This window comes from Streptomyces sp. NPDC026515, assembly GCF_055567595.1.
The window spans coordinates 49,195-74,352 of record NZ_JBVHQD010000005.1 but is presented as its reverse complement, the minus strand read 5'-3'; the positions used below and the strand labels follow the sequence as shown (position 1 = coordinate 74,352).

The 25,158-nt window shown below is 71.4% G+C and carries 24 protein-coding genes and 1 pseudogene; 12 read left to right on the top strand and 13 right to left on the bottom strand.

Going from position 1 to position 25,158, the window contains the following annotated elements; translation table 11 throughout:
• The first annotated feature begins 29 nt into the window (after positions 1-29).
• Complete coding sequence (locus ACZ4O3_RS11165; RefSeq protein WP_362729359.1) at positions 30-1,100, top strand: adenosine deaminase; 1,071 nt, start codon at positions 30-32, stop codon at positions 1,098-1,100.
• Here the strand turns inward: ACZ4O3_RS11165 and ACZ4O3_RS11160 are convergent.
• Together ACZ4O3_RS11160 and ACZ4O3_RS11155 are read right to left on the bottom strand one after the other, a co-directional pair.
• Positions 1,082-1,597, bottom strand: a complete 516-nt coding sequence (locus ACZ4O3_RS11160) for a mycothiol transferase (RefSeq protein WP_362729361.1) — start codon at positions 1,595-1,597, stop codon at positions 1,082-1,084. The genes ACZ4O3_RS11165 and ACZ4O3_RS11160 overlap by 19 nt on opposite strands.
• 277 nt (positions 1,598-1,874) lie before the next feature.
• Positions 1,875-2,789 carry a LysR family transcriptional regulator gene (locus tag ACZ4O3_RS11155; RefSeq protein WP_467721964.1) on the bottom strand — a complete coding sequence of 305 codons (915 nt, stop codon included), beginning with the start codon at positions 2,787-2,789 and terminating at the stop codon, positions 1,875-1,877.
• Between the two features lie 110 nt (positions 2,790-2,899).
• Between ACZ4O3_RS11155 and mgrA the strand changes: the two genes are divergently transcribed.
• Positions 2,900-3,892: an L-glyceraldehyde 3-phosphate reductase gene (gene mgrA / locus ACZ4O3_RS11150; RefSeq protein ID WP_467721963.1), complete on the top strand. Its 993-nt coding sequence runs from the start codon at positions 2,900-2,902 to the stop codon at positions 3,890-3,892.
• Positions 3,893-3,959: 67 nt separating this feature from the next.
• Here the strand turns inward: mgrA and ACZ4O3_RS11145 are convergent, their stop codons facing one another.
• Positions 3,960-4,343, bottom strand: a complete 384-nt coding sequence (locus tag ACZ4O3_RS11145) for a nuclear transport factor 2 family protein (protein WP_467721962.1) — start codon at positions 4,341-4,343, stop codon at positions 3,960-3,962.
• Positions 4,344-4,654: 311 nt separating this feature from the next.
• Here ACZ4O3_RS11145 and ACZ4O3_RS11140 point away from each other — a divergent pair, with 311 nt between their 5' ends.
• The 3 genes from ACZ4O3_RS11140 to ACZ4O3_RS11130 all read left to right on the top strand — a co-directional run bounded on the left by ACZ4O3_RS11140 (position 4,655) and on the right by ACZ4O3_RS11130 (position 8,135).
• A complete protein-coding gene (locus ACZ4O3_RS11140) occupies positions 4,655-5,065 on the top strand; it encodes a hypothetical protein (protein WP_362726010.1) in 411 nt (136 codons plus the stop codon).
• A gap of 92 nt (positions 5,066-5,157) precedes the next feature.
• Complete coding sequence (locus ACZ4O3_RS11135) at positions 5,158-7,497, top strand: FHA domain-containing protein (protein ID WP_467721961.1); 2,340 nt, start codon at positions 5,158-5,160, stop codon at positions 7,495-7,497.
• An 8-nt stretch (positions 7,498-7,505) separates the two neighbouring features.
• Positions 7,506-8,135 carry a hypothetical protein gene (locus ACZ4O3_RS11130; RefSeq protein WP_467721960.1) on the top strand — a complete coding sequence of 210 codons (630 nt, stop codon included), beginning with the start codon at positions 7,506-7,508 and terminating at the stop codon, positions 8,133-8,135.
• Positions 8,136-8,139: 4 nt separating this feature from the next.
• Here ACZ4O3_RS11130 and ACZ4O3_RS11125 read toward each other — a convergent pair whose 3' ends face one another.
• Positions 8,140-9,402 (bottom strand): streptophobe family protein, encoded by a 1,263-nt coding sequence (locus ACZ4O3_RS11125; protein ID WP_467721959.1) that lies wholly within the window; start codon positions 9,400-9,402, stop codon positions 8,140-8,142.
• 203 nt (positions 9,403-9,605) lie between these two features.
• On the opposite strand from ACZ4O3_RS11125, the pseudogene ACZ4O3_RS11120 reads away from it, so the two are divergent.
• Together ACZ4O3_RS11120 and ACZ4O3_RS11115 are read left to right on the top strand one after the other, a co-directional pair.
• Positions 9,606-10,832: pseudogene (locus ACZ4O3_RS11120) on the top strand (DUF6777 domain-containing protein); the annotation flags it as partial.
• Positions 10,833-11,148: 316 nt separating this feature from the next.
• On the top strand, positions 11,149-11,601 hold the full coding sequence (locus ACZ4O3_RS11115; protein WP_384999761.1) for an ATP-binding protein: 453 nt from the start codon (positions 11,149-11,151) through the stop codon (positions 11,599-11,601).
• Between the two features lie 86 nt (positions 11,602-11,687).
• On the opposite strand, the gene ACZ4O3_RS11110 is transcribed toward ACZ4O3_RS11115, so the two are convergent.
• A complete protein-coding gene (locus ACZ4O3_RS11110) occupies positions 11,688-12,572 on the bottom strand; it encodes an RNA polymerase sigma factor SigF (RefSeq protein WP_362718618.1) in 885 nt (294 codons plus the stop codon).
• A 206-nt stretch (positions 12,573-12,778) separates the two neighbouring features.
• Positions 12,779-13,591 carry a class I SAM-dependent methyltransferase gene (locus ACZ4O3_RS11105; protein WP_467721958.1) on the bottom strand — a complete coding sequence of 271 codons (813 nt, stop codon included), beginning with the start codon at positions 13,589-13,591 and terminating at the stop codon, positions 12,779-12,781.
• Positions 13,592-13,647: 56 nt separating this feature from the next.
• Here ACZ4O3_RS11105 and ACZ4O3_RS11100 point away from each other — a divergent pair, with 56 nt between their 5' ends.
• Complete coding sequence (locus ACZ4O3_RS11100; RefSeq protein ID WP_362718623.1) at positions 13,648-14,001, top strand: helix-turn-helix domain-containing protein; 354 nt, start codon at positions 13,648-13,650, stop codon at positions 13,999-14,001.
• A gap of 7 nt (positions 14,002-14,008) precedes the next feature.
• Here the strand turns inward: ACZ4O3_RS11100 and ACZ4O3_RS11095 are convergent, their stop codons facing one another.
• Positions 14,009-15,211: an epoxide hydrolase family protein gene (locus ACZ4O3_RS11095; protein ID WP_467721957.1), complete on the bottom strand. Its 1,203-nt coding sequence runs from the start codon at positions 15,209-15,211 to the stop codon at positions 14,009-14,011.
• A 99-nt stretch (positions 15,212-15,310) separates the two neighbouring features.
• On the opposite strand from ACZ4O3_RS11095, the gene ACZ4O3_RS11090 reads away from it, so the two are divergent.
• The gene (locus ACZ4O3_RS11090) at positions 15,311-15,793 is read left to right on the top strand and encodes a VOC family protein (RefSeq protein ID WP_362718629.1); all 483 of its coding nucleotides are present in this window, start codon (positions 15,311-15,313) and stop codon (positions 15,791-15,793) included.
• A gap of 60 nt (positions 15,794-15,853) precedes the next feature.
• On the opposite strand, the gene ACZ4O3_RS11085 is transcribed toward ACZ4O3_RS11090, so the two are convergent.
• From ACZ4O3_RS11085 to ACZ4O3_RS11070, 4 genes are all read right to left on the bottom strand, one after another.
• Entirely contained in the window at positions 15,854-16,738 is an 885-nt protein-coding gene (locus ACZ4O3_RS11085) for a geranyl diphosphate 2-C-methyltransferase (protein WP_362718632.1), read from the bottom strand.
• 75 nt (positions 16,739-16,813) lie between these two features.
• Positions 16,814-17,866 carry a family 2 encapsulin nanocompartment cargo protein terpene cyclase gene (locus ACZ4O3_RS11080; protein ID WP_362718635.1) on the bottom strand — a complete coding sequence of 351 codons (1,053 nt, stop codon included), beginning with the start codon at positions 17,864-17,866 and terminating at the stop codon, positions 16,814-16,816.
• 20 nt (positions 17,867-17,886) lie between these two features.
• Complete coding sequence (locus ACZ4O3_RS11075; protein ID WP_362718638.1) at positions 17,887-19,329, bottom strand: family 2B encapsulin nanocompartment shell protein; 1,443 nt, start codon at positions 19,327-19,329, stop codon at positions 17,887-17,889.
• Positions 19,330-19,556: 227 nt separating this feature from the next.
• Positions 19,557-20,564: a zinc-binding alcohol dehydrogenase family protein gene (locus ACZ4O3_RS11070; RefSeq protein WP_467722180.1), complete on the bottom strand. Its 1,008-nt coding sequence runs from the start codon at positions 20,562-20,564 to the stop codon at positions 19,557-19,559.
• A 151-nt stretch (positions 20,565-20,715) separates the two neighbouring features.
• Here ACZ4O3_RS11070 and ACZ4O3_RS11065 point away from each other — a divergent pair, with 151 nt between their 5' ends.
• Complete coding sequence (locus ACZ4O3_RS11065) at positions 20,716-21,510, top strand: VOC family protein (RefSeq protein ID WP_467721956.1); 795 nt, start codon at positions 20,716-20,718, stop codon at positions 21,508-21,510.
• 46 nt (positions 21,511-21,556) lie between these two features.
• Positions 21,557-22,258, top strand: coding sequence for a ribonuclease H family protein (locus ACZ4O3_RS11060; RefSeq protein WP_467721955.1), 702 nt, complete (start codon positions 21,557-21,559; stop codon positions 22,256-22,258).
• Positions 22,259-22,268: 10 nt separating this feature from the next.
• Here the strand turns inward: ACZ4O3_RS11060 and melC2 are convergent, their stop codons facing one another.
• Positions 22,269-23,090, bottom strand: a complete 822-nt coding sequence (melC2, locus tag ACZ4O3_RS11055; RefSeq protein ID WP_467721954.1) for a tyrosinase MelC2 — start codon at positions 23,088-23,090, stop codon at positions 22,269-22,271.
• Positions 23,091-23,125: 35 nt separating this feature from the next.
• Complete coding sequence (melC1, locus tag ACZ4O3_RS11050; RefSeq protein WP_467721953.1) at positions 23,126-23,539, bottom strand: apotyrosinase chaperone MelC1; 414 nt, start codon at positions 23,537-23,539, stop codon at positions 23,126-23,128.
• A 341-nt stretch (positions 23,540-23,880) separates the two neighbouring features.
• Here melC1 and ACZ4O3_RS11045 point away from each other — a divergent pair, with 341 nt between their 5' ends.
• Complete coding sequence (locus tag ACZ4O3_RS11045) at positions 23,881-25,074, top strand: FAD-dependent monooxygenase (protein WP_362721984.1); 1,194 nt, start codon at positions 23,881-23,883, stop codon at positions 25,072-25,074.
• Positions 25,075-25,158 lie beyond the last annotated feature (84 nt).

Sequence of the window (25,158 nt, the reverse complement as noted above, 5' to 3'; positions counted from 1 at the left end):
CGGAACCACCTGCCGAGGAAAGCTCCGCCATGACTGCTACGCGCGTAGACGCCGATGTGATCCGCCGCCTCCCCAAGGCCGTCCTGCACGACCACCTCGACGGCGGCCTGCGCCCCGCCACCCTCGTCGAGCTCGCGGCCGAGGTCGGCCACACGCTGCCCACCACCGACCCGGACGAGCTGGCCGCCTGGTACGTCGAGGCCGCCGACTCCGGTGATCTGGTGCGCTACATAGCCACCTTCGAGCACACCCTCGCCGTCCTGCAGACCAAGGACGGGCTGCGCCGCGTCGCCGAGGAGTACGTCCTCGACCTCGCCGCCGACGGTGTGGTGTACGGCGAGGTGCGCTACGCACCGGAGCTGAACGTCAAGGGCGGCCTCGGCATGGGCGAGGTCGTGGAGAGCGTGCAGGAGGGACTCGCCGCGGGAATGGCGAAGGCCGCCGCGGCGGGCACCCCGGTCCGGGTCGGCACCCTGCTGTGCGGCATGCGGATGTTCGACCGGGTCGGCGAGGCCGCCGCGCTCGCCGTCGCCTACCGGGACGCCGGAGTCGTCGGCTTCGACATCGCCGGCGCCGAGGACGGCTTCCCGCCCGCCGACCACCTCGCCGCCTTCGAGCACCTGCGCCGCGAGAGCGTGCCCTTCACCATCCACGCCGGTGAGGCGCACGGCCTGCCCAGCATCCACCAGGCGGTCCAGGTGTGCGGCGCCGAGCGCATCGGGCACGGGGTGCGGATCACCGAGGACATCGTCGACGGCAAGCTCGGCCGCCTCGCGAGCTGGGTGCGCGACCGTCGGATCGCCCTGGAGATGTGCCCGACCTCCAACCTCCAGACCGGCTGTGCCTCCTCCGTCGCCGGGCACCCGATCACCGCGCTGAAGGAGCTGGGCTTCCGGGTCACCCTCAACACCGACAACCGGCTGGTGTCGGGGACGACGATGACCCGGGAGATGTCCCTGCTGGTGGACGAGGCCGGCTGGACGGCCGAGGACCTGCGCACGGTCACGCTGAACGCGCTGAAGAGCGCCTTCATCCCGTTCGACGAGCGCACGGCCCTCATCGAGGACGTCGTCCTGCCCGGTTACGCGTCCGTGCTCTGAGGCAGCCCCCGCAGATAGGCGGCCTGTCCGACGTGCTGGAGATCGTCGGACAGGACGCTCACCAGCCGGACGCCCAGCGTGACCGGCGGATCGAAGCGGGTGTCCACGACCCGTTCGAGATCCTTGGCGGGGAGCTCGCGCAGCACCCCCAGTGTCTGCTCGTGCACCGCGTCGTAGTAGCCGGTCAGCAGGTCGCCGGAGTCCACCGTGACCTTCGCGACCTGCGCGGGGGTGTGGCCGTACCCGTGGTCACGGGGCGGCAGGTCAAGGCCGAAACGCTTCTCCCAGCCCTGGGCCAGCCACACCTGGTCGAGGTCGAAGGCGTCGGCGACATGGTCGTCCTGGATCCGGGTGAGGTGCCAGACCAGCCAGGTGATGGAGTTGGCCCCGGGCGCCGGGGGCCTGTTGAGCAGGTCGGGGTCGAGGCCGTCGAGGGCGGCGTGGACTTCTTCCTGGATGCGGCCGAAGCCGTCGATGAGGATGTCCCTTGCATGCATGTGACCACGATCGCGCATCGCGGCGCTTCGTGCGTCCGGAATCCGGCTTCCGTGGAATCCCGGCGGACCCTGCCGGGCGGACGGACCCGGCTCGCCGCCCCACCCGGGCCGGGTGTTCCCGGTTCCAGGCGTACGGCGCCCCGGTGCCCGCCTCGGCGGCCACCGGGCCGAGGCCGTGAGTTCCTCCGTGACCGGCGCGAACGCACCCCGGAGGAACGGAAACTGACGAGACGTCGCTTCCACCGTCGGCGCGTCCGCGCCGATCGGGAAGCCGAGGTCAGGAGGGATGGCCCCCCTCCGGGAGCGTTGCCAGACCCCCTGTCTCCAGCAAGGTGATCAGCGCCCGGGCCGCCGGGCTGGTGGCCGTCTCGGGCGGCAGCAGGGCGACCGTCTCGTACACGTCCTCGTCCGTGTCCTTCAGCGCGAGCGCGGTCAGCGCGGGCCGCTTGTGCCGGAAGTGCCGGGGCACCACGGCGATCCCGAGGTTCTCGTCGACCAGGTCGAGGAGGCTGTGCACGTCGTTGACCTCCAGGGCGACCGTGCGCCGTACGCCCGCCGCGGCGAAGGCCGAGTCGGTCGTACGGCGCGGGCCCCAGTCCGGGTGGAAGTCGACGAACACCTCCCCGCCGAGGTCCGCCGGGACCACCGCAGCGCCGGCCGTGGCCAGCCGGTGGCTGGGATGGCACAGCACGGTCATCGGCTCGCCGGTCAGGGCCACCGAGCGCAGCTGGTCGGTGTCGTCCTGGGTGCGGTAGGCGAACGCCAGGTCCAGCCGCCCGGCCGCCACCTCCTCGGCGAGGGCGCCCGAACCGGCCTGCCGCAGCCGGATCTCCACATCCGGGTGGCGTCGCCGGAAGGCGGCCAGGAGCCCGGCCACATGCACACCGGCGATGCACTGCTCGGTGCCCAGTGCCAGCGTCCCGCGCAGCACGCCCTGCACCGCGGCCACCGCCTCGTGCGCCGACCGCACCTGTGCGAGGATGCGCTCCGCCTCGCCGAGCAGCGCCCGGCCCGCCTCGGTGAGCGTCACCCGGCGGGTGGTCCGCACGAACAGCGGCGCCCGCAGTTCCCGCTCGAGGGCCCGGATGGAGGCGGACAGGCCCGACTGGGACACCAGCAGCCGTTCCGCGGCCCGGGTGAAGTGCTGGTCCTCGGCGACGGCGACGAAGTGCTGAAGGTGGCGCAGTTCCATGATTGAGAAGCCTAGCCGCACAATTCCATCGCATTCTCCTGTTGGACCACTGCCGGGGCTCGGGGAAGAGTGGAGCCGGTAGATCCTGTGCCCACCCCTCTGGAGTCGCGTTGTACACCGCACACCCCGACCGCTACGCCGACATGCCCTACCGCCGCAGCGGCCGCAGCGGTCTGAAGCTTCCCGCGTTGTCGCTCGGCCTGTGGCACAACTTCGGGCCCGACCGGCCCGTGACGGCCCAGCGCTCCATCCTGCGCCGCGCCTTCGACCTCGGGGTCACCCACTTCGACCTGGCCAACAACTACGGTCCGCCGCCCGGCTCCGCCGAGTCGGCGTTCGGCGAGGCACTGAAGGCGGACCTCGCGGGGTACCGCGACGAGCTGGTGATCTCCACCAAGGCCGGCTACCTGATGTGGCCCGGCCCGTACGGCGAGTGGGGTTCGCGCAAGTACCTGCTGTCGTCGCTGGACCAGTCCCTGAACCGGATGGGCCTGGACTACGTCGACATCTTCTACTCGCACCGCCCGGACCCGGAGACTCCCCTGGAGGAGACGATGGGCGCCCTGCACTCCGCGGTCCAGCAGGGCAAGGCGCTGTACGTCGGCGTCTCCAACTACTCGGCGGAGCAGACCCGCGAGGCGGCCCGGATCCTCGGCGAGCTGGGCACCCCGCTCCTGATCCACCAGCCGCGCTACTCGATGCTGGACCGCCGCCCGGAGACGGAGGGCGTCCTGGACGCCCTCGACGAGCTCCAGGTCGGCTCCATCGTCTTCTCCCCGCTGGAGCAGGGGCTGCTCACCGGCCGTTACCTCGACGGCATCCCGGAGGGCTCCCGGGCCGCGAGCGGCAGCCCGTTCCTGAACTCGGACGCGGTCACCGAGGACCTGGTCGGCAGGCTGCGCGCCCTGGACGAGGTCGCCAAGGGCCGCGGCCAGACCCTCGCCCAGCTCGCCCTGTCCTGGGTGCTGCGCGGTGGCCGGGTGACCTCCGCGCTGATCGGCGCGAGCAGCCCGCAGCAGGTCGAGGACTGCGTCGGCGCCGTCGCCAACCTCGACTTCGACGCCGAGGAACTGGCCCGGATCGACGCGATCGTCAGCCGCTGAGCGTCGTCGCCCGCCGGTGACCGGCCCGGTGAGGCGGACCGCACCGCGTCCGCCTCACCGGGCCGGGTCAGACCCCGTCCGGCACCCGGTCCAGGAAGCCCAGCACCTGCCGGATGCGGCCGTCCTCGCTCAGTGTGACCACGTCAAAACCGGCCACCGGCGCCGAACCGTCGGCCTGGTTCACCAGCTCCCAGCCGAAGCGCGCGGTGTCGTGGTGGCCGTCGACGGCCCCGAGGAGACGGAACGCGAAACCCGGGAACTGCTCGTGCGCCGCCGCGATCACGGCCGTGATCTGGGCGTGCCCGGCCACGTCGGCGAGCGGGTCGGTGTAGGTGCCGTCCGGAGTCCAGGCTTCCGCGACCGCCTTGCCCAGCGCCTCGGGCTCGGCGGCGTTCCAGGCCTCGAAGTAGCGGGCGGCGGCGGCCTGGTGACGCTCGGTGTTCACGGACATGGTGAATCAGCCTCCAACGAGGGTGTCATGGCTGGTCAGGGAGTGGATCGCGGCTTGCGGCGATCCGTTGGCATCACCATGCCCGGATCCGCGTGACGGGTCGATTACCCCTCGGGTAATGAAGACGGGTCCGTACAGCTGGCGCATTTCGGCCAATTCGTAGGCGGAATATGCCAAGAGACTGGCCGGAAAGATGTGGTGACAGTGTTTCGAAAGTGAACATACTCGAATGTCAGGAGCACTTCACCGCACAGGAGCCGCACGGAACACCGGCCCGCGACGGCACACCGGCGAGCTACGGGGGAGTGATCGTGCACGACGAATTCCTGTGCCATGTCACGGCATACGGCGTCTGCGGCGGGCAGCGTATCGGCGTTCCGCTCGGCACCTACCGTGCGCCGACCCTGGCACTCGCGCTGTGGTGGTTACGGGACCGGGCGTCGTGGATCGCGGAACGGCTGGACCCCTTACCCGAGAATCCGCGATATCCGCAGGGGGCGCTCGTCCCGGTGGGGGCGACCGTCTCGGACGTACCCGGTCTGCTGCGCGCCTGGTGCGCCGACGTGGTCCGCCAGGAACTCGTCGCCGACGAACTGGCCGGCGGACGGCTGGTGCGGATCGCCGTCCAGGACGACACCACCGAGTACGAACTGCTCGCCGAGTCCGTCGACGCCCTCCGTATGCAGCGCACCATCCCCTCCCTCGTCGTCCCCGTGGCCTGACGCGTGACAGCCGCCGCCCGTGCGGTCCGCAGCCCGGCGACGTGGTCGGACGCGTAGGGCGTATGAGCTGACAAATCGGTAGAATTTTGGTCATGGCGGAGCGGCCGGTCACCTCGACGGCGCCCGAACTCGTCCTGGAGACCGACACGGGATCCACGGTGATGAGCCCGGGCCGCGACTACCACGTCGGACGGGACCCGTACAGCGACATCGTCATCGACGACTCCCGGGTCTCCTGGCACCACGCGGTGCTGAAGCCCGCCGACGACCACTGGACCCTCCACGACGAGCAGAGCACCAACGGCACCTACGCCGACGGCCGCCGCATCCGGGAATGGGAAGTGGGCCCCGGTACCGTCATCCGCTTCGGCAGCCCCGCCGACGGACCGAGCGCCGTTCTCGTCGGCCGCCCGCCACCCGCCCCGGACCGCCCCTCCGTCGTCTCGATGCCCAGCCACACCGGCACCTTCCGGCAGCCGTCCTCGGTACGACGACTGCCCGCCCGCACCGTCCGGATCGGCCGCGCCACCGACAACGACGTCGTCGTCGACGACCTGATCGTCTCCCGCCACCACGCCGAACTGCGCGTCCACCCCGACGGCAGCCACGAGATCGTCGACCTCGACAGCCACAACGGCACCTACCTCAACGGGCGCTCCGTGGTCCGCGCACCGCTCGGACCCCGGGACGTCGTCGGCATCGGCCACTCGGCGTTCTGCCTGGTCGACGGCCAGCTGCAGGAGTACGTCGACACCGGCGAGGTCTCCCTCGACGTCCAGGAACTCACCGTCGCAGTCGACCGCGGCCGCAAGATCCTGCTCGACCACGTCTCCTTCCCGGTCGGCGAGAAGTGCCTGCTCGCCGTGGTCGGGCCCAGCGGCGCCGGCAAGTCCACCCTGCTCGGCGCCCTCACCGGCCAGCGCCCCGCCGAGCACGGCACCGTCCTCTACGACGGCCGCGACCTCTACCGCGACTACGCCGAACTGCGCCAGCGCATCGGCCTGGTCCCGCAGGACGACATCCTGCACGTCCAGCTGACCGTGCGCAGCGCCCTCACCTACGCCGCCGAACTGCGCTTCCCCGAGGACACCGCGAAGGCCGAGCGCCGGGAGCGGGTCGAGGAGGTCATCCGGGAACTCGGCCTCGAACAGCGCGCCGACCAGCCCGTGCACAGCCTCTCGGGCGGCCAGCGCAAGCGGGTCAGCGTCGCCCTGGAACTGCTGACCAAGCCCTCGCTGCTCTTCCTCGACGAACCGACCTCCGGACTCGACCCGGGCATGGACCGCTCGGTGATGAACATGCTGCGCGGCCTCGCCGACGACGGCCGTACCGTCATCGTCGTCACCCACAGCGTGCTCAGCCTCGACGCCTGCGACCGTCTCCTGGTCCTGGCGCCGGGCGGCCGGACCGCGTACTTCGGCCCGCCCGGCGACGCCCTCGGCTTCTTCGGCTTCGGCGAATGGCCCGAGGCCTTCGAGGCGTTCGAGCGGGACACCGACCGGGACTGGGCGGGGGAGTTCCGCGCCTCGTCGTACCACCGGAAGTACATCGTGAACTCCAGCGGCCAGCCCGTCCTGCCGCGCAGCGGACCGGTCGCCACGCCCCCGCCGCCGCGGCCGCGCAGCTGGGGAGCCCAGTTCTCGACCCTGGTGCGCCGCTACACCGCCGCGCTCCTCGCCGACCGCACCTTCCTCGCCATCATGATCGGACTGCCGTTCGTCATGGGTGCGATGGCCCGGGCCGTGGCCGGCAACAGGCTCACCTTCGACACCGCGACCAACGCCCTGCTCACCCTGTGCGTGGGCGGCGTGCTGACCGGCGCGGCCAACGCGGTCCGTGAACTGGTCAAGGAACGCGTCATCTACCAGCGCGAAAGAGCGGTCGGCTTGCCCAGATCGGCGTACGTGATGTCGAAGGTCGTGGTCCTCGGCGCCATCACCGTCCTCCAGGCGATCGTGCTCACCCAGGTCGGTCTGGCCGGCGTCGACCTCGACGCGCCCGGTGGCGAAGGGGTGCTGATGCCACCCCTGCTGGAGATCACCGTCGCCGTGGCCGTGCTCTCCTTCACCGCGATGATGCTCGGCCTGCTGATCTCCGCCCTGGTCCGCAAGGAGGAGGTGACGATGCCGCTGCTGGTGCTGCTCACCGTCGTCCAGGTCGTCTTCTGCGGAACCCTGCTGAAACTGGACGGCGTACCCGGTCTCGAACAGCTCGCCTGGCTGGTGCCCTCGCGGTGGGCGCTCGGCGCCATGGCCGGCACCGTCGACCTGCACCGGATCGTGCCGGGCAAACTCACCGCCGACCCGTTCTTCCGGCACTCGGCGGGCGTCTGGCTGCGCAACATGGTCATGCTGGTGGTGCTGTCCGCGGCCTTCGGCTGTGTCCTGTCACGGCTGCTGCGCCGCCACGAACCCGCCGTGATGCGGAAGTAGGCGAGGCGATGACCACGAGCCCAGGGTTCCGGCCCACCCACGTCGTCCCGTCCGACGGCATGCCCGCCTGGGAGGCCCCCGACCCCGCCCGGCCGACCGTGCCCCTGGACCCGCTGCTGCCGGTGCAGCTCGTGGAGCGGCGCGGCGACTGGGCCCACATCGGCTGTGCCAACGGCTGGGCCGCCTGGGTCGACGGCCGCTATCTCGTCGCCGTACCCGTGGACCCGCCCCTGACCGGCGGCCCGGCCGCCGACGCCACCGACCCGCGCCCCCTGCTGGACCGGGCGGCGCGGGCCCTCGCCGACTACCGGGACGCCGTCGAGGACCTCGCCGGCGGCAGCCTCGACGGGGAGACCTTCCAGGGCCGTACGCGCGGGCTGCGCATCGGGGTGGTGGTCGACGGGGAGTCCATGTGGCTGTACGACCCGGCCGAGGGACGCTGGCTGTACGGCGACGGACGGCGGCTCACGACGTACCTCACCGACCGGGACGTCACCGACGGGGACCTCGTGGAGGGGGACTTCACCGGCCCGGGCCCGGCCGACGGACATCGCACCGACCGGCCCGGGCCGGCCGGCCACGATCCCGGCCACCACCCCACGCGGGTCGTGACCACCGACGGTGAGCGGCAGCGCTAGGGCCTCAGGGTTCTGGGGCCGCGACCTCGCCCCGGCGGCGCACCGGGCCGGCCGCAAGCGCGCCCAGGAACCCGGCGATCAGACCCCACAGGGCGCCCAGGCCCACCGCCGGCCACAGCCGCGGTTCCAGCAGCAGCTCACCCGACAGATTGCCGCCCAGGTCACCGATGCCGAGCAGCGAGAGGCCGTAGTGGGCGCAGACCCGGCCGGCCAGGCAGAGGGTCAGCATGGTCAGCGCGAGCGCGACCGCCAGGTGCAGGGCGTGCCGCCAGGCGCGGACCCGCGCCGGCGAGCGCGCCGCCATCAGGAAGGCGGCCGCCAGCAGCAGCACCGCGGCCGCCACCGCCAGCCACCACCAGCGGCCGTCGTGGGCGGTGACCGTACGCAGGTCGAGGGTCGAGACGTCCGGGGTGCGCAGCACCTCGGCGAGGACATGCGGCACCGGCAGCCCGAACGGCCCGTCGACCCGGCCCTGCCAGGTGGCGCCGAGACCGAGCGTGAGCGCCGGCCACGCCAGGTTGGGCAGTCCCAGCAGGATCACCGCGAGGGTCTGCTCGGCATGCCCGCGCGTCACCATCGCGACCAGCGCGGCGACCAGCGCCAGGGCGACGGACGCCAGCACGTACACGACCATCGCGAACGCCGCCGGGCGCACCGACGTCTGGAACCGCAGCAGCCGCCCCGGCAGCGGGGCCCCCGGGGACACCAGCAGCGCCAGCACCAGGATCCCGGCGAGCCACAGCAGCCCGAACACGACGGTGAGCGGCACGTCCGTCGTGAAGCCCACCGTCGGCCCGGCGTCCAGCAGGTCGGAGAGGTCACCGAGGGTGCCGTCACCCACGTCCACGGCGAAGACGTGCCGGGCGCCGAGCGCGAGCCCGACCAGCGCGAGCAGCCACAGCACCGCGATCCGGGCCGCCCAGCCGGCCAGCTCCCGGGCGCCGGCCACCGCCCGGTGCCGCAGCGGCCGCAGAAAACCCGCGGCGCCGACCAGCGTCCCGACCAGCGTGACCGAGAGCGGTACGACGGTCAGGCCGGCGTTCGTCCGGGCCAGGTCGCCCGCGTCGCCGGACAGTTCGACGGTGCCGCCGACGGCCGACACCACGGTCGCGAGCAGTACCGGCAGGAACGCGCCCTTCGGCAGGTCCGCCGCGCCCGCCGCCCACAGCCCCACGGCGGCCACCACCGCCATGGCGACCAGCGCGGCGAGCACCACACCGAGGGCGGGCAGCCAGCCGTGCCGTGCGGAAGCGATTCGGGCGCTCACGGTGCCACGCTAGGCAGCCTGCCGGCGCCCCGCCCGCCGGGTGCGCCGTCCGCGTCTGCCTGCGGGCGGCGGGGGACCTCGGCTTGCGGGCGGTGGGGGACCGGCGCACATTGGGCTCGTTGTGCATCAGATGAGGCATTTTTCGCAAAAGGTGTTTCAAGCCGATCGTCGCGAATGCCGTCCGTCGCAACGGGGAGATGAGCGTGAGGATCGAACCGCCGTCATCCGGCCGTCCCACGGGACCGCCCTCCGGCCCGCTGTCCGGGCCCGCCGGACCACCTCCCGGCCCGCCCTCACCGCCGCCCGGCGGCGGGGGAGGCGGCAGCCAGGGCGAACCGCCGCACCAGCCGTGGTGGCGGTCCGCTCCCCGGATCGCGATGCTCACCACCGCGGTGGTGGTCGCCGCGGTCCTGGCCGTGGTCCTCACCCGTTCGGACGGCGGTTCCGGGAAGACCGGCGAGGTCTTCCTGCAGGCCGCCAACAGCTCCGGGCAGGACCCGTTCACCGAGTCCAGTGCCACGAAGAGCTCCGTCGCTCCGGCGTCCTCCGTACCCGCCGGGCCGGACAACCCCGCCGCGCCGGTGAACGAGGTGCGCGGGGTGGACGGCGGAGCGCCCGGCCTCTACAGCGGAACGAAGAACAGCAGCAGCTGCGACATCGAGAAACAGATCAGGTACTTCCAGGCCTCACCCTCGCGCAACAAGGCGTTCGCCGCCCAGGTCGGCGTCCGGCCCTCCGGCGTCCCCGCCTACCTGCGCTCCCTCACCCCCGTGCAGCTGCGCGCGGACACCCGGGTCACCGCCCACGGCTACCGCGACGGCGGCTCGACCACGTACCAGTCCGTCCTCCAGACGGGCACCGCCGTCCTGGTCGACGGGCACGGGGTGCCCCAGGTGCGCTGTGCCTGCGGCAACCCGCTGACCCCGCCGGTCGCGCAGCAGAACACCCCGAGGACCACGGGTGCCGCCTGGTCCGGGTACCGGCCCTCGAACGTGGTGGTCGTCGCGCCCGCCGCGCGGATCGTCAACGTCTTCGTCCTCTTCGACCACAAGCACGACGACTGGTTCGGCCGTCAGCGGGGCGACCACACCGGGCACGACGACCGCCCGGTCAAGCCCCCGGCCGACCCGAACCCGATGAACCCGCCGGCCTCCAGCCACCCCTCGGGGCCGTCCAGCCCCGGCGCGAGCCACGGCACCGGCTCCCCGTCCCCGTCGTCGAACTCGCCGTCCTCGAAGCCGCCGTCGTCCGAGTCGCCGTCCTCGAAGCCGCCGTCCTCGTCGGAGTCTGCGAGGACCGAGTCTCCGAAGTCGGAGTCCCCCAAGCCGGAATCACCGAAGACGGAATCACCGCGGACGGAGTCTCCGAAGACCGAGGCGCCCGGGTCCGAGGCGCCGAAGACGGAGTCCCCGAAGACGGAGCCCCCCAAGAACCAGTCCCCCAAGTCCGAGGCGCCCGCACCGCAGTCGCCCAAGTCGGCGGCCCCGCCCTCCCAGGTGCCCTCCCCGGCGTCGCCCGGTTCCGAGTCCGCGCTGTCCCCGGCCTCCCCGGCCTCCCCGCAGGCCCCACCCAGCTCGGCTCCCCACGTCCCCCCGGAATCCGGAAGCCCCGGTTCCCCGGCGGTGTGACCAGCGTGACGTCTTTTGTGCGCGGTCGGCGAACACCTCGGGGACTGCGGGACGACACTCGGGGTACGAGCATGGTTGCAACAGCGATCCGGCCGGCACCGGCCTCCTGGAGAGACGCATGATCGAACACCTGGGCGGGGCAGTGATACCGACTGGCTTCGACGTACCCGTGGAGCCGCTGCGGCGGGCGGCGCACTACACCGGTGAACCTGGCTGCATCGCCGAGGCACGGGACTTCGCGGCCCGCTTCCTGGAACAGCTCAGAACCGAGTGGTGCGCCGCGATCGATCCCCGGGCCGACGGTGAGCTGCTCCTGGTCGTGAGTGAGCTGATCACCAACGCGGACCGGCACAGCAACGGCCCGTACATCCTCGAACTGGAGGGTACGGACAGCGCGGTCCTGGTCTCCGTGTACGACAGCAGTGCCGCGCTGCCCCGGCGGTTCCCCAAGGATCCCGAGCGGGTCGGCCGGCACGGTCTGGAGATCGTGCACGCCCTGGCCGCCGAAGTGACCGCCGAGCGGGTGCCGGTCGGCAAGCGGGTCCGCGCGCTGGTGCCCCTCTCGCACTGATCTCGCACCGACCGGATCGCACGGGTGCCGCCCCGTGCGCCGGTCTGGGCGGTTTGGGGCGGCACCCGTGCGATCCGCCGTCGGACTCAGGCGCAGCCGAGTTCGCCCAGCATCCCCTGGCGCAGCCGCGCGATGATCCGCTTGATGAGGCGGGAGACATGCATCTGGGAGCAGCCGAGCCGCTCGCCGATCTCCGCCTGGGTGGCCTCTTCGACGAACCGCAGATGGATGATCTCCCGGTCCCGCTCGCTCAGCTCGGCCATGAGCGGGGCCAGCGACTGGAAGTCCTCGACGAGCCGCAGCCCGTCCTCCTCGACCCCGATGAAGTCGGCGAGCACGGACTCGCCGTCCTCGGGGCCGTCGCCGGTGAGCGCGGCGTCCAGCGAGGAGGAGTTGTAGCCGTTGGAGGCCAGCTGGCCCTCGACCACCTCGTTCTCGGACAGGTTCATGAGGGTGGCGAGCTCGGCGACCGTCGGATCCCGGTCGAGGCGGCTGGAGAGTTCCTCGCGCGCCTTGGCCAGCTCGACCCGCAGCTCCTGGAGCCGGCGCGGGACGTGCACGGCCCAGGTGGTGTCCCGGAAGAACCGCTTGATCTCGCCCACGATGTACGGCAGCGCGAAGGAGGTGAACTCCACCTCACGCGACAGCTCGAACCGGTCGATGGCCTTGATCAGGCCGATCATCCCGGTCTGGACGATGTCCTCCATCTCGTCGCCCCGGTTGCGGAACCGTCCGGCCGCGAACCGCACCAGCGACATGTTCATCTCGATGAGGGTGTTGCGGGCGTACTGGTACTCGGCCGTGCCCTCCTCCAGCTCGGTGATCCGCCGGAAGAACTGGCGGGACAGCTCGCGCGCGTCCCGGGGAGCGACGGTCTTCGGGTCCTTTATTCCGGGCAGCGTCCCTGCCGCCGAGCGTTCTCCGACACACTGCGCGGTCTTCACTGCTTCGGACCGGATCCCGGTGTTCATTGCCTCTCCCCACGAAAGTCACGGTACGGCGTGTGCCTCTTCGGCCTCTGTCGTTCCGGCCTTGTCCAGTTGATCGCCCTGGCCCGGGTACCCGCTGTCGGACATCCCATGCGTGCTTGAACGACGAGTACCCGGGGTGACGCGTCGCATGCACCCCGTTTACACGGCTGGCGGAAAAAGGTCGTCGACGTCCGGTGGTCAACCGCTCAGTCTCCGACGCGGACGGCCGTGATCAGTTCGTGCCGGTACCGCTTGGTGACCACACCGTCGTACCGCGAGTCGATGAGGTCCCGGACACCGTCCAGCAACCCCTTCCGGGCGGATTCGGGCAGGGCGCGGTGGTTGGAGTAGGTGAGGAGTACGTCCAGATAGGCGTCGGTGGTGTACGTGATCTCCTGGGAGTGGCCGTGCACGGTGACGTCCGTGAAGTAGGGGGAGCCGCTGAACTCGGCGGTGTCGGGGATGATCTCCGACTCGGGGGTCTGCCGCAGTCCCGGCGGGGTGGCCGGGTCCCAGCGCTCGTAGCACTCCTGCACGTCGGCGAAGAAGGCCTCGGTGCCTCCCGCCACATGGTGGGTGGTGACGACGGCGAGCAGTCCGCCGGCGCGCAGTGCCCGGGCCGCCCTGGGCACCCGGACCGCGGGGTCGATCCAGTGGAACGCGGTCGCGCACACCACCGCGTCGAACGGCTCCGCGGGCGGCTCCCACCGCTCGAAGTCCGCGGTCACGACGTCCACGGCGGGGAACGCGGCCAGCTTCCGGCGGGCCACCGCGGCCAGGGACGGCCCCAGCTCCACGGCCGTGATCGCACAGCCGGACCCGGCGAGGTCCACGGTGAGCTGCCCGGTGCCCGGAGCGATCTCCAGCACGCGCACCCCCGGGCCGGCAGCGGTGACCCGACTCAGCTCCGCCACCAGAGAGGGGGGATAGCGGGGCCGTGCACGCAGGTACCGCTCCGCGTCCTGGTCGAAGGTGTCCCGCAGCTCCGGCCCCGTTCCCGTGCACTCCACCGTATCCATGCCGGGCAGCATGCCGATCCGCTCCTGCGAGGGGCCACTGCTTTTAGGCTGTCGGAGTGAGCAGCCAACCGCGCGACCACGCCCCTGTCATTCCGCTGCGCCCGCGCCAGCCGGACCCGGAGCCGAGAGAGCCCCTCTGGCGTGACCTGGTCGGAGACGTCCTGCGGCGCGAGCGGCTGGACCAGGAACGGACCCTCAAGGAGGTCGCCGAGACCGCCAGGATCTCCCTGCCGTATCTCTCGGAGATCGAGCGCGGCCGCAAGGAGGCCTCCTCCGAGGTCCTCGCGGCCGCCGCCCACGCCCTCGGACTCGACCTCGGGAACCTGCTGTCCCTGGTCCACTCCGAGTTCGCCCGGCAGACCGCTGCCGGCCGGCCCGCGCCCTACAACGGGCTGTGCCTGGTCGCCTGACGGCGGGTCAGGCCGCGCCCTGCTCCCGCAACTGCCGGAAGAACGCCCGGACGTCGCCCACCAGCAGGTCCGGCTCCTCCATCGCCGGGAAATGTCCGCCCCGGTCGAACTCCGTCCAGCGCACGATGTTCTCCGTGCGGTCGGCCTTGTGCCGCAGCGGACGCTGGGGTTCGGCCGGGAAGAGCGCGAGGGCGGTCGGTGCCGTCGACGGCAGGGAGGGCGCGGTGGCGCGGAGGCCGGCGGCGTGCGCCCGCTCCCAGTAGACGCGGGCGGACGAGGCGGCCGTGCCGGTCAGCCAGTACAGCATCACGTCGGTCAGCAGCCGGTCCCGGTCCACGGCCTCCTCCGGCAGCTCCTCGGAGTCCGTCCACTCCTGGAACTTCTCGACGATCCAGGCGAGCTGTCCCACCGGCGAGTCGGTGAGCGCGAAGCCGGGGGTGTGCGGGCGGGTGCTCTGCAGGACCGCGTACCCGGTGCTCTCCCGGGACCAGGCGGCCCAGCGGTGCCAGGAGTCAAGGGTGTGCGCCTGCTCCTCGGGGCCGAGCGCGGCCAGCTCCTCGGCCGTGGGCTCGGTGGCCTGCTGGGCGCCCGGCAGCAGATTGAGGTGGACGCCGATCACCCGCTCGGGATGGGCGCGGCCCAGTTCGCGCGAGATCGCCGCACCCCAGTCGCCGCCCTGCGCGCCGAACCGCTCGTAACCCAGCCGCCCCATCAGCTCGGCCCAGGCGTCCGCGATCCGGCCCGCCTCCCAGCCGGGCGCCGAGGTGGGACCGGAGAAACCGAAACCCGGGACGCTCGGCACCACCACGTGGAAGGCGTCGGCCGGATCCCCGCCGTGCGCGGCGGGATCCGTGAGCGGGCCGACCACGTCCAGGAACTCCACGACCGAGCCCGGCCAGCCGTGGGTGATGACCAGCGGGGTGGCGTCCGGCTCGGCGGAGCGGATGTGGGCGAAGTGGACGTGAGCGCCGTCGATCACCGTCGTGAACTGGGGCCACGCGTTGAGCTCCGCCTCGGCCGCCCGCCAGTCGTACTCGTGCCGCCAGTAGTGCGCGAGCTCCCGCAGGTACGGCGTCGGTACGCCGTACTCCCAGCCGGCGCCCGGCAGCTCGGCCGGCCAGCGGGTGCGGTCGAGCCGGTCGTGGAGGTCGTCGAGGTCGCTCTGGGGGATCGAGACACGAAACGGTTCGACGGCTGACGAAGAGATCATGGTCGGCATGCTAGGTGTCCTGATGAGCGGCCGGCGATGAGTTTCCCGCCGTGTGGGGGTCGGTACAGATGACCCTGTTCCACGCTCCAGGAGGTGCCCATGACCACCGACGGATTCACCACGTGTCTCTGGTTCGACGGCCAGGCCGAGGAGGCCGCCCACTACTACGTGTCGATCTTCAAGAACTCCGGCATCGGGCGGATCGGCCACTACACCGAGGCCGGACCGGGCCCCGCCGGATCGGTGATCGCCGTCGACTTCACGGCCAACGGGCACAAGTTCGTCGCCCTCAACGGCGGCCCGCAGTTCAAGTTCAACGAGGCGATCTCCTTCCAGATCTACTGCGACGGGCAGGAGGAGGTCGACCACTACTGGACCAAGCTCGCCGAGAACGGCGGCGAGCCCGGCCCGTGCGGCTGGCTCAAGGACCGGTACGGAGTCTCCTGGCAGGTCATCCCGGAGGGACTGATCGAGATGATCGGCGACGCCGACCCGGAGCGGGCGGCCCGCACCACCCGGGCGATGTACGCGATGGGCAAGCTGGACATCGCCGAGCTGAAGAAGGCGTACGCGGGCGAGTGACCCGCACGGCGACGCGCGGCGGTGTCCGCGGACACCGCCCCGCGCCCGCGCCGTCCCGGGTCAGACCCGGTCGGCCACGATCAGCAGGTACTGGAAGCTGCCGTTCTTGTACGCGGTGAGGAAGGCGTCCTCGATCCCCGTGACCAGGTGGTCGGCCTGCTTGCGCAACTCCCAGTACGGGATGGCCGCCTCGGTGAGGTCCTCCACATGGACCGGCACCAGCCGGTTGTTCGCCATCGCCCGGAAGTACTCCGACCTCGGGTGGATGTCGCAGATGTAGTGGGCGTTGATCAGGGACACCTCGCGCGAGGCCTGCCCGTAGGTGTTGTTGTAGCAGCCGGTGACGGTGACGTAGCGGCCGCCGCGGCGCAGCAGCCGGGCGTGCTCGGCGAAGAGCAGTTCCAGCTCGACGTACATCGTGGACTCGTTGTTCCAGGAGGCCGCGTACGCGCCGGTCTCGAAGCCGGTGTCCAGCATGTTCCGGTGGTGGTAGCGGACCTTGTCGCCGACCTCCCGCTTGCGGGCCATGTCGTTGGCGAAGCCGGCCTGCTTGGCGGAGATGGTGACTCCGTCGGCGTGGCAGCCGTAGCGCAGGTTCGCCACGATGCTGCCGCCGCCCCGGCCGCAGCCGGCGTCGAAGACCCGGTCGTCGGCGGTGAGCGGTCCCAGATGCCCGGCGAGCAGTTCGGCCTGCGCGTGCTCCAGGCGGTGCAGCTCGCTGGTGACGCGCTCCCTGCGCAGTTCGGGGTCGGTCTCGTCGAGTACCGACCAGTCGGCCTCACCGATGCCGTAGTGGTGGTGGTAGAGGTCGTCGATCTTTCCGAGTTCGAGGTTGACCGGGTTCTCCTCGGCGTTCCAGTACTCCGCGACGCTGTTCTGGTACCTGGACTGGGTCGGCACCGGGGCGGACGTGGTGGTCTTCCGAGCGACAGGCGCAGTGGTCAACAGGTTCTCCTCGAAGTGTTTCTGACGGTGTTTCGGGTGGTGCCGGTGGTACGGGTGGTGCGGAGGGACCCGCCGCTACCAGTAGTCGGGCAGGTGGTAGCGGTTGGTGTTGGTGGAGTGCCATTCGTGGTTGCCCGAGACCCAGGCGGCGAGGCCCTCCGCGTAGCGTGCGAGCAACGGCGAGCCGGCGGTCAGCGCGGCCGACTCCTCCTCGAAGGCCTCCATGATCCGGTTGTGGATGTCGACGGACTTCAGATAGGCCGCCTTCAGCCCGCGCCGGTCGTTGGCGGCCACCACCTGGGGCAGGTTGAGGTGGTCCGGATCGCTCGCCAGCTCCTTGGTGAAGGAGTACAGGTCGTTGACGATCGTGGTCGCGTTGCAGGCCAGCGCCGTGATCCGCTGGACCTCCGGGCGGGCGTAGAGCGGCTCGGGCAGTTCGTAGCCGTCCACCGCGTCCACGATCGACAGACACGGCCGGAAGTTGTTGAACTGCCGCATCACCAGGTACTCCCAGACCCGCGGCATGTACCCGGTCTCCATCCAGGCGGCCTCGCCCAGGTACCCGAGGTGCAGCCGGGCGACGTCGTGCACGAACCGGTCGGTCTGGCTGGGGGTGGCGAACTCCGCGAACTCCGCGAGGGCGAAGTGGTACGAGCGCAGCGGACCGTCGGACCGGATGCCCTCGCGCCACTCCTCCTCCAGCTCCGGGACGCCGTGGTACGGGTCGAGCGCCGACTGGGCGATGATCAGCGGGCCGCCGAGCCCGCGCCGGGAGCCGCCGCGCCCCTCGTCCTCCTCGCAGTAGCAGGAGTCCACGATGTTCTCGGCGAGCAGCAGCTTGCCGGCGACGGTGAGCCGGTCCAGGTCGAGACCGCCCGGATGCTGGAGTACGACGGCCCGGCCGAACTGGAAGCCCGAGAAGTCCCCCTTCCAGGCTTCCGGGAACAGGTCGAGTTCCCGTGCCCAGGTCTCCAGTCGGAGGTCGAGTTCGGCGGCCTTCGCCGGGTCGGCGGGCACCGCCGGACGGTAGTGCAGTCCGGGGACCGCCCCGGTACGCCTGGCCGGGCGCAGACTCCGCGCGATGCTCGGCGGCCCGGGCGGGACGTAGGAGGTGGTGGGTGTGGTCATGATGACTGTGCTCCAGGCCGTCAGTCGGCGGTGCGGCCGAGCTGGACGTTCTCCAGGATCCCGGCCGCGTCGGGGACCAGGATGGCCAGCGAGTAGTAGGCGGTGACCAGGTAGTTGACGATGGCCTGCTCGTTGACGCCCATGAAGCGGACGTTCAGGCCGGGCTGGAACTCCTCGGGGATGCCGGTCTGGTAGAGGCCGATGACCCCCTGGTCGGCCTCGCCGGTGCGCAGCGCGATGATGCTGCTGGTGTGGTCGTCGCTGATCGGGATCTTGCTGCACGGATAGATCGGGACCCCGCGCCAGGCCGGGATCTCGTGCCCGTCGATGTTCGCGCTGGGCGGCACGAGGCCGCGCCGGTTGCACTGCCGGAAGAACGCCGCGATCGCTTTGGGATGCGCCAGGATCACCTTGGTCTTGCGGCGCATGGAGATCAGCTCGTCCATGTCGTCCGGTGTCGGCGGGCCGGTGAAGGAGCTGATCCGCTGCCCGTAGTCGATGTTGTGCAGCAGCCCGAACTCCCGGTTGTTGACCAGTTCCCACTCCTGGCGTTCACGGATCTCCTCGACCGTGAGGCGCAGCTGCTGCTGGGTCTGGTCCATCGGGTTGTTGTAGAGGTCGGCGACCCGGGAGTGCACCCGCAGGACGGTCTGGGTGAGCGACAACTCGTACTCGCGCGGCGTGAGTTCGTAGTCCACGAAGCCGCCCTGCAGGGTCGGCTCGCCCCGGTGGCCGGCCTGTACCGGCACCTCGGCCTCGCCCTTGCGGTTCATCGGCAGCCGCTGCCGGTCGACGTACGCCTGGAGATGCGCGCCCAGCGACGGCACCCGGTCCATGATCTCCTCGACGACCGTCCAGGGCAGCGCCAGCACCACCCCGGCCGTCTCGGCCCGGACCGAGGTGAGCCAGAGCGGGTCGGTCTGGCCGACCGCCTCGTCGCCCATCTGGTCGCCGTCCGTGACGACTCCGACGACCTCTTCCTCGCCGTACTTGCCGGTGGCGAACCGGATGAAGCGGCCGTGCACGACCAGGTAGGTCTCGGTGACCGGCTGTCCGGCCTCGAACAGCACCTGGCCGGCACGTACTTCGCGGGGCTGGAACCGCTCGGCGATCTGGGTCAGCGCGTCCAGGTCGTCGTAACCCCGCAGGACGGGCAGCTCGGTGAGGGTTCCCGGGATGACCCGGATGTCGTCGCCGCCGTTCTGCTCGAAGCTCACCCGGCCGCGTCCGGTGCGCAGCTGGAGACGCCGGTTGACCCGGTAGGCGCCGCCCTTCACGTCCACCCACGGCAGCGTCTTCAGCAGCCATCGTGAGGTGATGGCCTGCATCTGCGGTTCGGACTTGGTGGTCGTGGCGAGCTGACGCGCCGCCCGGGTGCTCAGACTGGTGAGCTCCGCGTCGGTGGTCGGATCCGGCTCGGGCTCGTCGACGGCGGAACCGATGACGCTGTCCGGTGTGGACACATTCCCTCCAGCAGAGAGGCGAACAGAGGTGACCCGGAGGGTCGGTGGTGTGCGAGGTGGCGCCGCGCAAGGACCAGCCAAACAGCCGCGGTGATCTACGGGTACGGCGTGAAAGGGGCGGTTGCGCGCCTTGGTTGTGCAAACCCGATGTCCGGGGTGGAAAAGGTGGTGTCTCCTGATCGTGCGCCGTTGATCGCTCCGGTGCTCGGGTGCGGCGCGGGTTGGACTCAGGAAAGGTCGTTGACCAGCACCGCGGCCCCGTCGAAGCGCCCGGCCTTCAGGTCCCGCAGGGCCCGCGGGGCCTCGGACAGCGGGTAGGCGTGGGTGGTCGCGCGCACCTGGTGCCGCTCGGCCAGGGCCAGGAACTCCCGCCCGTCGTCCCGGGTGTTGGAGGTGACGCTGCGCAGCTCCCGCTCGTAGAACAACTCCCGCTCGTAGTTCAGCGCCGGTACGTCGCTGAGGTGGATGCCCGCCACCGCGAGCACCCCGCCCCGGTCCAGGGCGCGCAGCGCGACCGGCACCAGAGTGCCGACCGGTGCGAACAGGACGGCGCTGTCCAGCGGCTCGGGCGGCGCCTCGGAGGCACCCCGGGCCGAGGCCGCGCCCAGCTCCAGGGCCAGCCGGCGGGCCTCGGCACCCCGGGTCAGCACATGCACGGTCGCGCCTTCCGCGAGCGCCACCTGCGCGCACAGGTGGGCGCTGCCCCCGAAGCCGTACAAGCCGAGCCGGCCGCCCGGCGGCAGCGCGGCCCGGCGCAGCGCGCGGTAGCCGATGATCCCGGCGCACAGCAGCGGGGCGAGCGCCACGTCGTCCACGGCGCCGGGCAGCCGGTAGGCGAAGTCCGCCGGCACGGTCGTGTACTCCGCGTAGCCGCCGTCCGCGTCCCAGCCGGTGTACTCCGAGTGCGGACACAGGTTCTCGGCGCCTCGCCGGCAGTAGGCGCAGGTCCCGTCCGTGCGCCGCAGCCAGGCCACCCCCACCCGGTCGCCCACCGCGAAGTCCGCCACCCCGGTCCCCAGGCCCGCGACCTCGCCCACCACCTCGTGCCCGGGCGTCACCCCGGGCCGGTGGACGGGCAGATCGCCCTCCGTGACATGCAGATCGGTCCGGCACACCCCGCAGGCGCGCACCCGGACCAGCAGCTCACCGGCCCCGGGGGCCGGTACCGCACGCTCGACCAGGCGCAGCGGATCCGCCTCCACCGGTCCGGGCCGCTCCACCGTCCACGCCCGCATCACGTCCGCCATGCCGTGCCCCGTCCGCCGAAGGCCACCCGGTCGTCCTTCCCAGTGTCCGCCGGAGTCCGGTGTTCGGCGCGCGGGCGGTCCGCCGGATGGCTAGCGTGAGGAACCGGGGAGAATCCGTGCGATCGGAAGGGCCGCGGGCATGGCGGTACAACCTGAAGGAACCCCCTGCTGGGCCGACGCCATGTTCAGCGACCTGGAGGGGGCCGAGAGCTTCTACGGGGAGGTCCTCGGCTGGACGTTCGGCGAGTCGGCGTCGGAGTACGGCAACTACACGCGGGCCTACGCGAACGGCAAGGCCGTCGCCGCCGTCGTACCGCCCATGCCCGGCCAGGAGGGACAGTCGCAGTGGTGTCTGTACTTCGCCTCGCCGGACGCGGCGGCCGTCGCCGCGCGGATCCGGGAGAACGGCGGCGAGGTGCTGATGGAGCCGATGCAGGTCGGCGACTTCGGCACGATGTGCCTGGCGCGCGAGCCCAGCGGCGCCGTGTTCGGCATCTGGCAGGGCGGCGTCCACGAGGGCTTCGAGGCCACGGCGGTGCCCGGCGCCTACTGCTGGGCGGAGGTCTTCACCCGCGAGCCCGCGAAGGCCGACGCCTTCTTCACCGCCGTCTTCTCCTACACGGCCCGGCAGGTCGAGGACGACAACGTCGACTTCCGGATGTTCGACGTGGGCGGGAACACGGTCCTGGGCCGGATGGGGATGACCGACGACTTCCCGCCCGAGGTGCCCTCGTACGTCAATGTCTACTTCACCGTCGACGACTGCGACGAGGCCGTCGCCAAGGCCGTCAAGCAGGGTGCGGTGCTGCGCTTCGGCCCGATGAGCAGCCCCTTCGGCAGGTTCGCGGCGCTCACCGACCCGCAGGGCGCAAACTTCTCCGTGATCGACATCACCACCACCGAGGGCGAGCAGCCTTCGGTCAAGGACGTCTGACCAGGGCGGACCCGGGCCACGGCCGGGGGCCCCGGCCGGCCGTGGCATGATCGGGCCCATGCGTGAACGAGTGGTGGCCGCGTGCGACGGGGCTTCAAAGGGAAACCCGGGACCGGCCGGCTGGGCCTGGGTGGTGTCCGACGACGCGGCGACTCCGGACCGCTGGGAGGCCGGCCCGCTCGGCAAGGCCACCAACAACGTGGCCGAACTGACCGCGCTGGAGCGGCTGCTGACGGCCGTCGCCCCGGACGTGCCGCTCGAGGTGCGGATGGACTCGCAGTACGCCATGAAGGCGGTCACCGCCTGGCTGCCCGGCTGGAAGCGCAACGGCTGGAAGACCTCGGCGGGCAAGCCGGTCGCCAACCAGGACCTGGTGGTCCGCATCGACGCGCTCCTCGACGGCCGCACGGTCGACTTCCGGTACGTGCCCGCCCACCAGGTGGACGGCGACCCGCTGAACGACTTCGCCGACCGCGCGGCCAGCCAGGCGGCGACGGCCCAGGAGGCCGCGGGCAGCGCCCTCGGCTCCCCGGTACCGCCGCCCTCGCCGACCTCCGCCTCCTCCGCCGGTGCCCCGCGCCGCAAGGCGGCACCGCGCAGGAGCGCCGCCGGCGGCGCCTCGTCGCGCACCATCAAGGCCAAGTTCCCCGGCCGCTGCCTGTGCGGCCGCTCCTACGCGGCGGGTGAGCCGATCGCGAAGAACGGGCAGAGCTGGGGCCACCCGGAGTGCCGAACGGCGGACGCCTGATCAGAGGCGCTCAGGCGTCGAACGTGTAGAACCGCGTGTGGTCGAGCAGGTCCGCCGGCCGCACGTCGTTCCACGGCTTCATCGTCTCGTTCAGGTCGACGACGTCCGGCGTCCCGCCGCCCGGCACGTAGGCCGACTGCGGATGCCGGCGCTGCCACTCGGCCCACAGCTTGTCGATGAAGGCGTGGTGCAGCCAGAACACCGGGTCGTTGGGAGAGACCCCGGTGGCCATCTGCCCGCCGACCCAGACGTGGACCCGGTTGTGCAGATTGACCCCGCGCCAGCCCTCCAGATGGTTCCGGAAGCCGTCCGAGGCGCTGTTCCAGGGCGCCATGTCGTACGTCGGCATGGCCAGCACCGATTCGACCTCGGCCCGGGTGGGCAGCTCCCGCACGCCCGTCCCGAGCGCCCTGCGCAGATAAGTACGCCCGTCCACCCGGACGTTGAGCGGCCATTTCCCGCCCGCCGCGGCGAACGGCCCGTCGGTCACCCGTCCGTCCGAGCTGCGCCCGGTGCCGCCGAGGAAGTCCGGCGCCCACAGCGCGGCACGGACGGTGCGGTCGGTGCTCCAGTCCCAGTAGGGCAGTGCCACCGAGGAGTCCACCGACTGCAGCGCCTGCTCGAAGTCGAGCAGGAATCTGCGGTGCCAGGGCAGGAACGACGGCGAACGGTGGCCGGTGCGTTCCGATTCGTCGGTGTCGGACATGATGAAGGCGTTGTGCGTGCGCACGAAGTCGTCGTACCGGCCGCTGCGCTTCAGCTCGATGACGGCGGCGACGAAACACCGCTTCTCGTCGGCGGACAGACCGGCCTGGTTCTTGCGTATGGTCATGTGCTTCGGAACTCCGGAAGTCCTTGCGCGGGTGGTCAGTTGGCGGGGAACGGCAGCAGCGGCGCGCCCTGCAGCTCGTCCACCGCGGCGCGGGCGGCGGCACGCGGGGTGCGCACCGGCTCGTAGTGGCTGACCACGCTGATCCAGCTGCCGTCCGCATTCCGCATGACGTGCAGCTCGACCCCGTCCACGGACACCACGTAGCCGGCGCCGTGTCCGTGGTGGTGACCGCCCATGCCGCCCATGTTCCCCATGCCGCCCGTGCCGTCCGTGCCCGCCGGACGGCCCTGTATCCGGCGGCCCTTGTAGACCTCGTCGAAGGGTTCGAGGGCTCCCTCCTGCGGGTGAGCTGCGGCCGGGGTGCCGGGGGCGATCAGGGCCGTGGTGCCGGCCGCCGCGGCGAGGGCGGCCGCGGCGGTGAGTGCGCGACGCCGGGTGAGTTCGGGCATACGGATGCTCCTGTGCTGGGTGCGGGTGATGACTCCGTATGCCTATCCGCGGATTTCCGAGCGGGAGAAATCGCCCGGACCGGGTTGGCCATGATCAGGACAATTGACTACATGTCATACAAGATTTAACAAAGATGATCTTGCTGCGATGGGTGGGCCACACGTACCGGAACGGGGAATTCCTTGCCGGGTCGAGGGTGTTTCCGGTGATCCTTCGCAACGATCCACTGCCCGGGTGGCGTGGCTCACGCCGTCAATCTGGCGTGATTCGAAAACCCGGCCGGACCCGCCTCCGCTGCTACCCTGCGGTGCCAATTAAACACATTCGGTAGTTTCCAGGGGTGCGTGTGAAGGTCGTCTGCGTCGGAGGCGGGCCCGCAGGCCTGTATCTGGCAATCCTGCTCAAGCGGCAGAATCCGTCCCACGACATCACCGTCCATGAGCGCAACCCCGAAGGCTCGACCTACGGCTGGGGCGTCACCTGCTGGCGTGCCCTGATGGACCGGCTGCACACGTACGACCCCGAGTCGGCGCGTGCCGTCGAGGAGAGCTCGGTGCGCTGGAACCAGGGCGTCGCCCACGTCCGCGACCAGGTCACCCGGCGGCCCGGCGACCCGGGCCACGGCATCGGCCGCCACCGCCTCCTGGAGATCCTCGCCGCCCGCGCCCGGTCCCTCGGCGTACGACTGGAGTTCGAGAGCGAGATCACGCCCGACGACCTCCCCGAGGCGGACCTGGTCGTCGCCGCCGACGGCATCCACAGCGCCCTGCGCGCACGGCACGCCGACGCCCTCGGCGCGGAGGCCACCGAGGGCCGCAACCACTACGTGTGGCTCGGCACCGCCAAGGTCTTCGACTCCTTCACCTTCGCCTTCGCCGAGACCGAGCACGGCTGGGTCTGGTGCTACGGCTACCCCTACGACGACGGGCACAGCACCTGCGTCATCGAGTGCGCCCCCCGGACCCTCACCGGCCTCGGCCTCGACACTCTGAACGAGGCCGACCAACTGGCCCTGCTGGAGAAGCTGTTCGCCGGCATCCTGGAGGGCCGGCCGCTGATCGGCGGCTCCTCGGCGACCGCCTGGCCCACCTTCCGCACGGTCACCAACCGGACCTGGCACCACGGCAACCTCGTCCTGCTCGGCGACGCCGCCCACACCACCCACTACTCCATCGGCGCCGGCACCACCCTCGCGCTGGAGGACGCGATGTGCCTCGCCGACGCCCTGCGCAGGCACGGGGCCGTACCGCAGGCCCTCGTCGCCTACGAACGGCAGCGCAGGGCCGAACTGGTCTCCGCCCAGAGCGCCGCCCGGCTCAGCGCCCAGTGGTACGAGAACCTGCCCCGCTACATCGACCTCCCGGCGCACCGCATGTTCGCCCTGCTCGGTCAGCGTCACTCGCCGCTGCTGCCGTACGTGCCCCCGCAGATCTACTACGGGATCGACAAGGCGGCCGGACGGCTGGAGGTGTTGCGCCGGTTCAAGAGGTGGGCCGGGCCACGCGCCGCGCGCGCCCTGCACTCCCGGTCCTGAGCGCGCGCCGCGGCGGCCCGTTGAGGGCGGCACGAGTTGGTGAAAGGCGATTCACTCGATAGGGTGAATTCGTATTCACCTTCA

What these genes read in the sequence shown, in the direction of transcription:
- ACZ4O3_RS11060 (WP_467721955.1), top strand. Translation starts at nt 21,557, where the DNA reads ATGATCGGGCCCATGCGTGAACGAGTGGTGGCCGCGTGCGACGGGGCT.
- ACZ4O3_RS11065 (WP_467721956.1), top strand. Translation starts at nt 20,716, where the DNA reads ATGGCGGTACAACCTGAAGGAACCCCCTGCTGGGCCGACGCCATGTTC.
- ACZ4O3_RS11110 (WP_362718618.1), bottom strand. Translation starts at nt 12,572, where the DNA reads ATGAACACCGGGATCCGGTCCGAAGCAGTGAAGACCGCGCAGTGTGTC.
- ACZ4O3_RS11115 (WP_384999761.1), top strand. Translation starts at nt 11,149, where the DNA reads ATGATCGAACACCTGGGCGGGGCAGTGATACCGACTGGCTTCGACGTA.
- ACZ4O3_RS11095 (WP_467721957.1), bottom strand. Translation starts at nt 15,211, where the DNA reads ATGATCTCTTCGTCAGCCGTCGAACCGTTTCGTGTCTCGATCCCCCAG.
- ACZ4O3_RS11070 (WP_467722180.1), bottom strand. Translation starts at nt 20,564, where the DNA reads ATGCGGGCGTGGACGGTGGAGCGGCCCGGACCGGTGGAGGCGGATCCG.
- ACZ4O3_RS11135 (WP_467721961.1), top strand. Translation starts at nt 5,158, where the DNA reads ATGGCGGAGCGGCCGGTCACCTCGACGGCGCCCGAACTCGTCCTGGAG.
- ACZ4O3_RS11090 (WP_362718629.1), top strand. Translation starts at nt 15,311, where the DNA reads ATGACCACCGACGGATTCACCACGTGTCTCTGGTTCGACGGCCAGGCC.
- ACZ4O3_RS11145 (WP_467721962.1), bottom strand. Translation starts at nt 4,343, where the DNA reads ATGTCCGTGAACACCGAGCGTCACCAGGCCGCCGCCGCCCGCTACTTC.
- ACZ4O3_RS11155 (WP_467721964.1), bottom strand. Translation starts at nt 2,789, where the DNA reads ATGGAACTGCGCCACCTTCAGCACTTCGTCGCCGTCGCCGAGGACCAG.
- ACZ4O3_RS11130 (WP_467721960.1), top strand. Translation starts at nt 7,506, where the DNA reads ATGACCACGAGCCCAGGGTTCCGGCCCACCCACGTCGTCCCGTCCGAC.
- melC2 (WP_467721954.1), bottom strand. Translation starts at nt 23,090, where the DNA reads ATGACCATACGCAAGAACCAGGCCGGTCTGTCCGCCGACGAGAAGCGG.
- ACZ4O3_RS11080 (WP_362718635.1), bottom strand. Translation starts at nt 17,866, where the DNA reads ATGACCACACCCACCACCTCCTACGTCCCGCCCGGGCCGCCGAGCATC.
- ACZ4O3_RS11165 (WP_362729359.1), top strand. Translation starts at nt 30, where the DNA reads ATGACTGCTACGCGCGTAGACGCCGATGTGATCCGCCGCCTCCCCAAG.
- ACZ4O3_RS11105 (WP_467721958.1), bottom strand. Translation starts at nt 13,591, where the DNA reads ATGGATACGGTGGAGTGCACGGGAACGGGGCCGGAGCTGCGGGACACC.
- ACZ4O3_RS11160 (WP_362729361.1), bottom strand. Translation starts at nt 1,597, where the DNA reads ATGCATGCAAGGGACATCCTCATCGACGGCTTCGGCCGCATCCAGGAA.
- melC1 (WP_467721953.1), bottom strand. Translation starts at nt 23,539, where the DNA reads ATGCCCGAACTCACCCGGCGTCGCGCACTCACCGCCGCGGCCGCCCTC.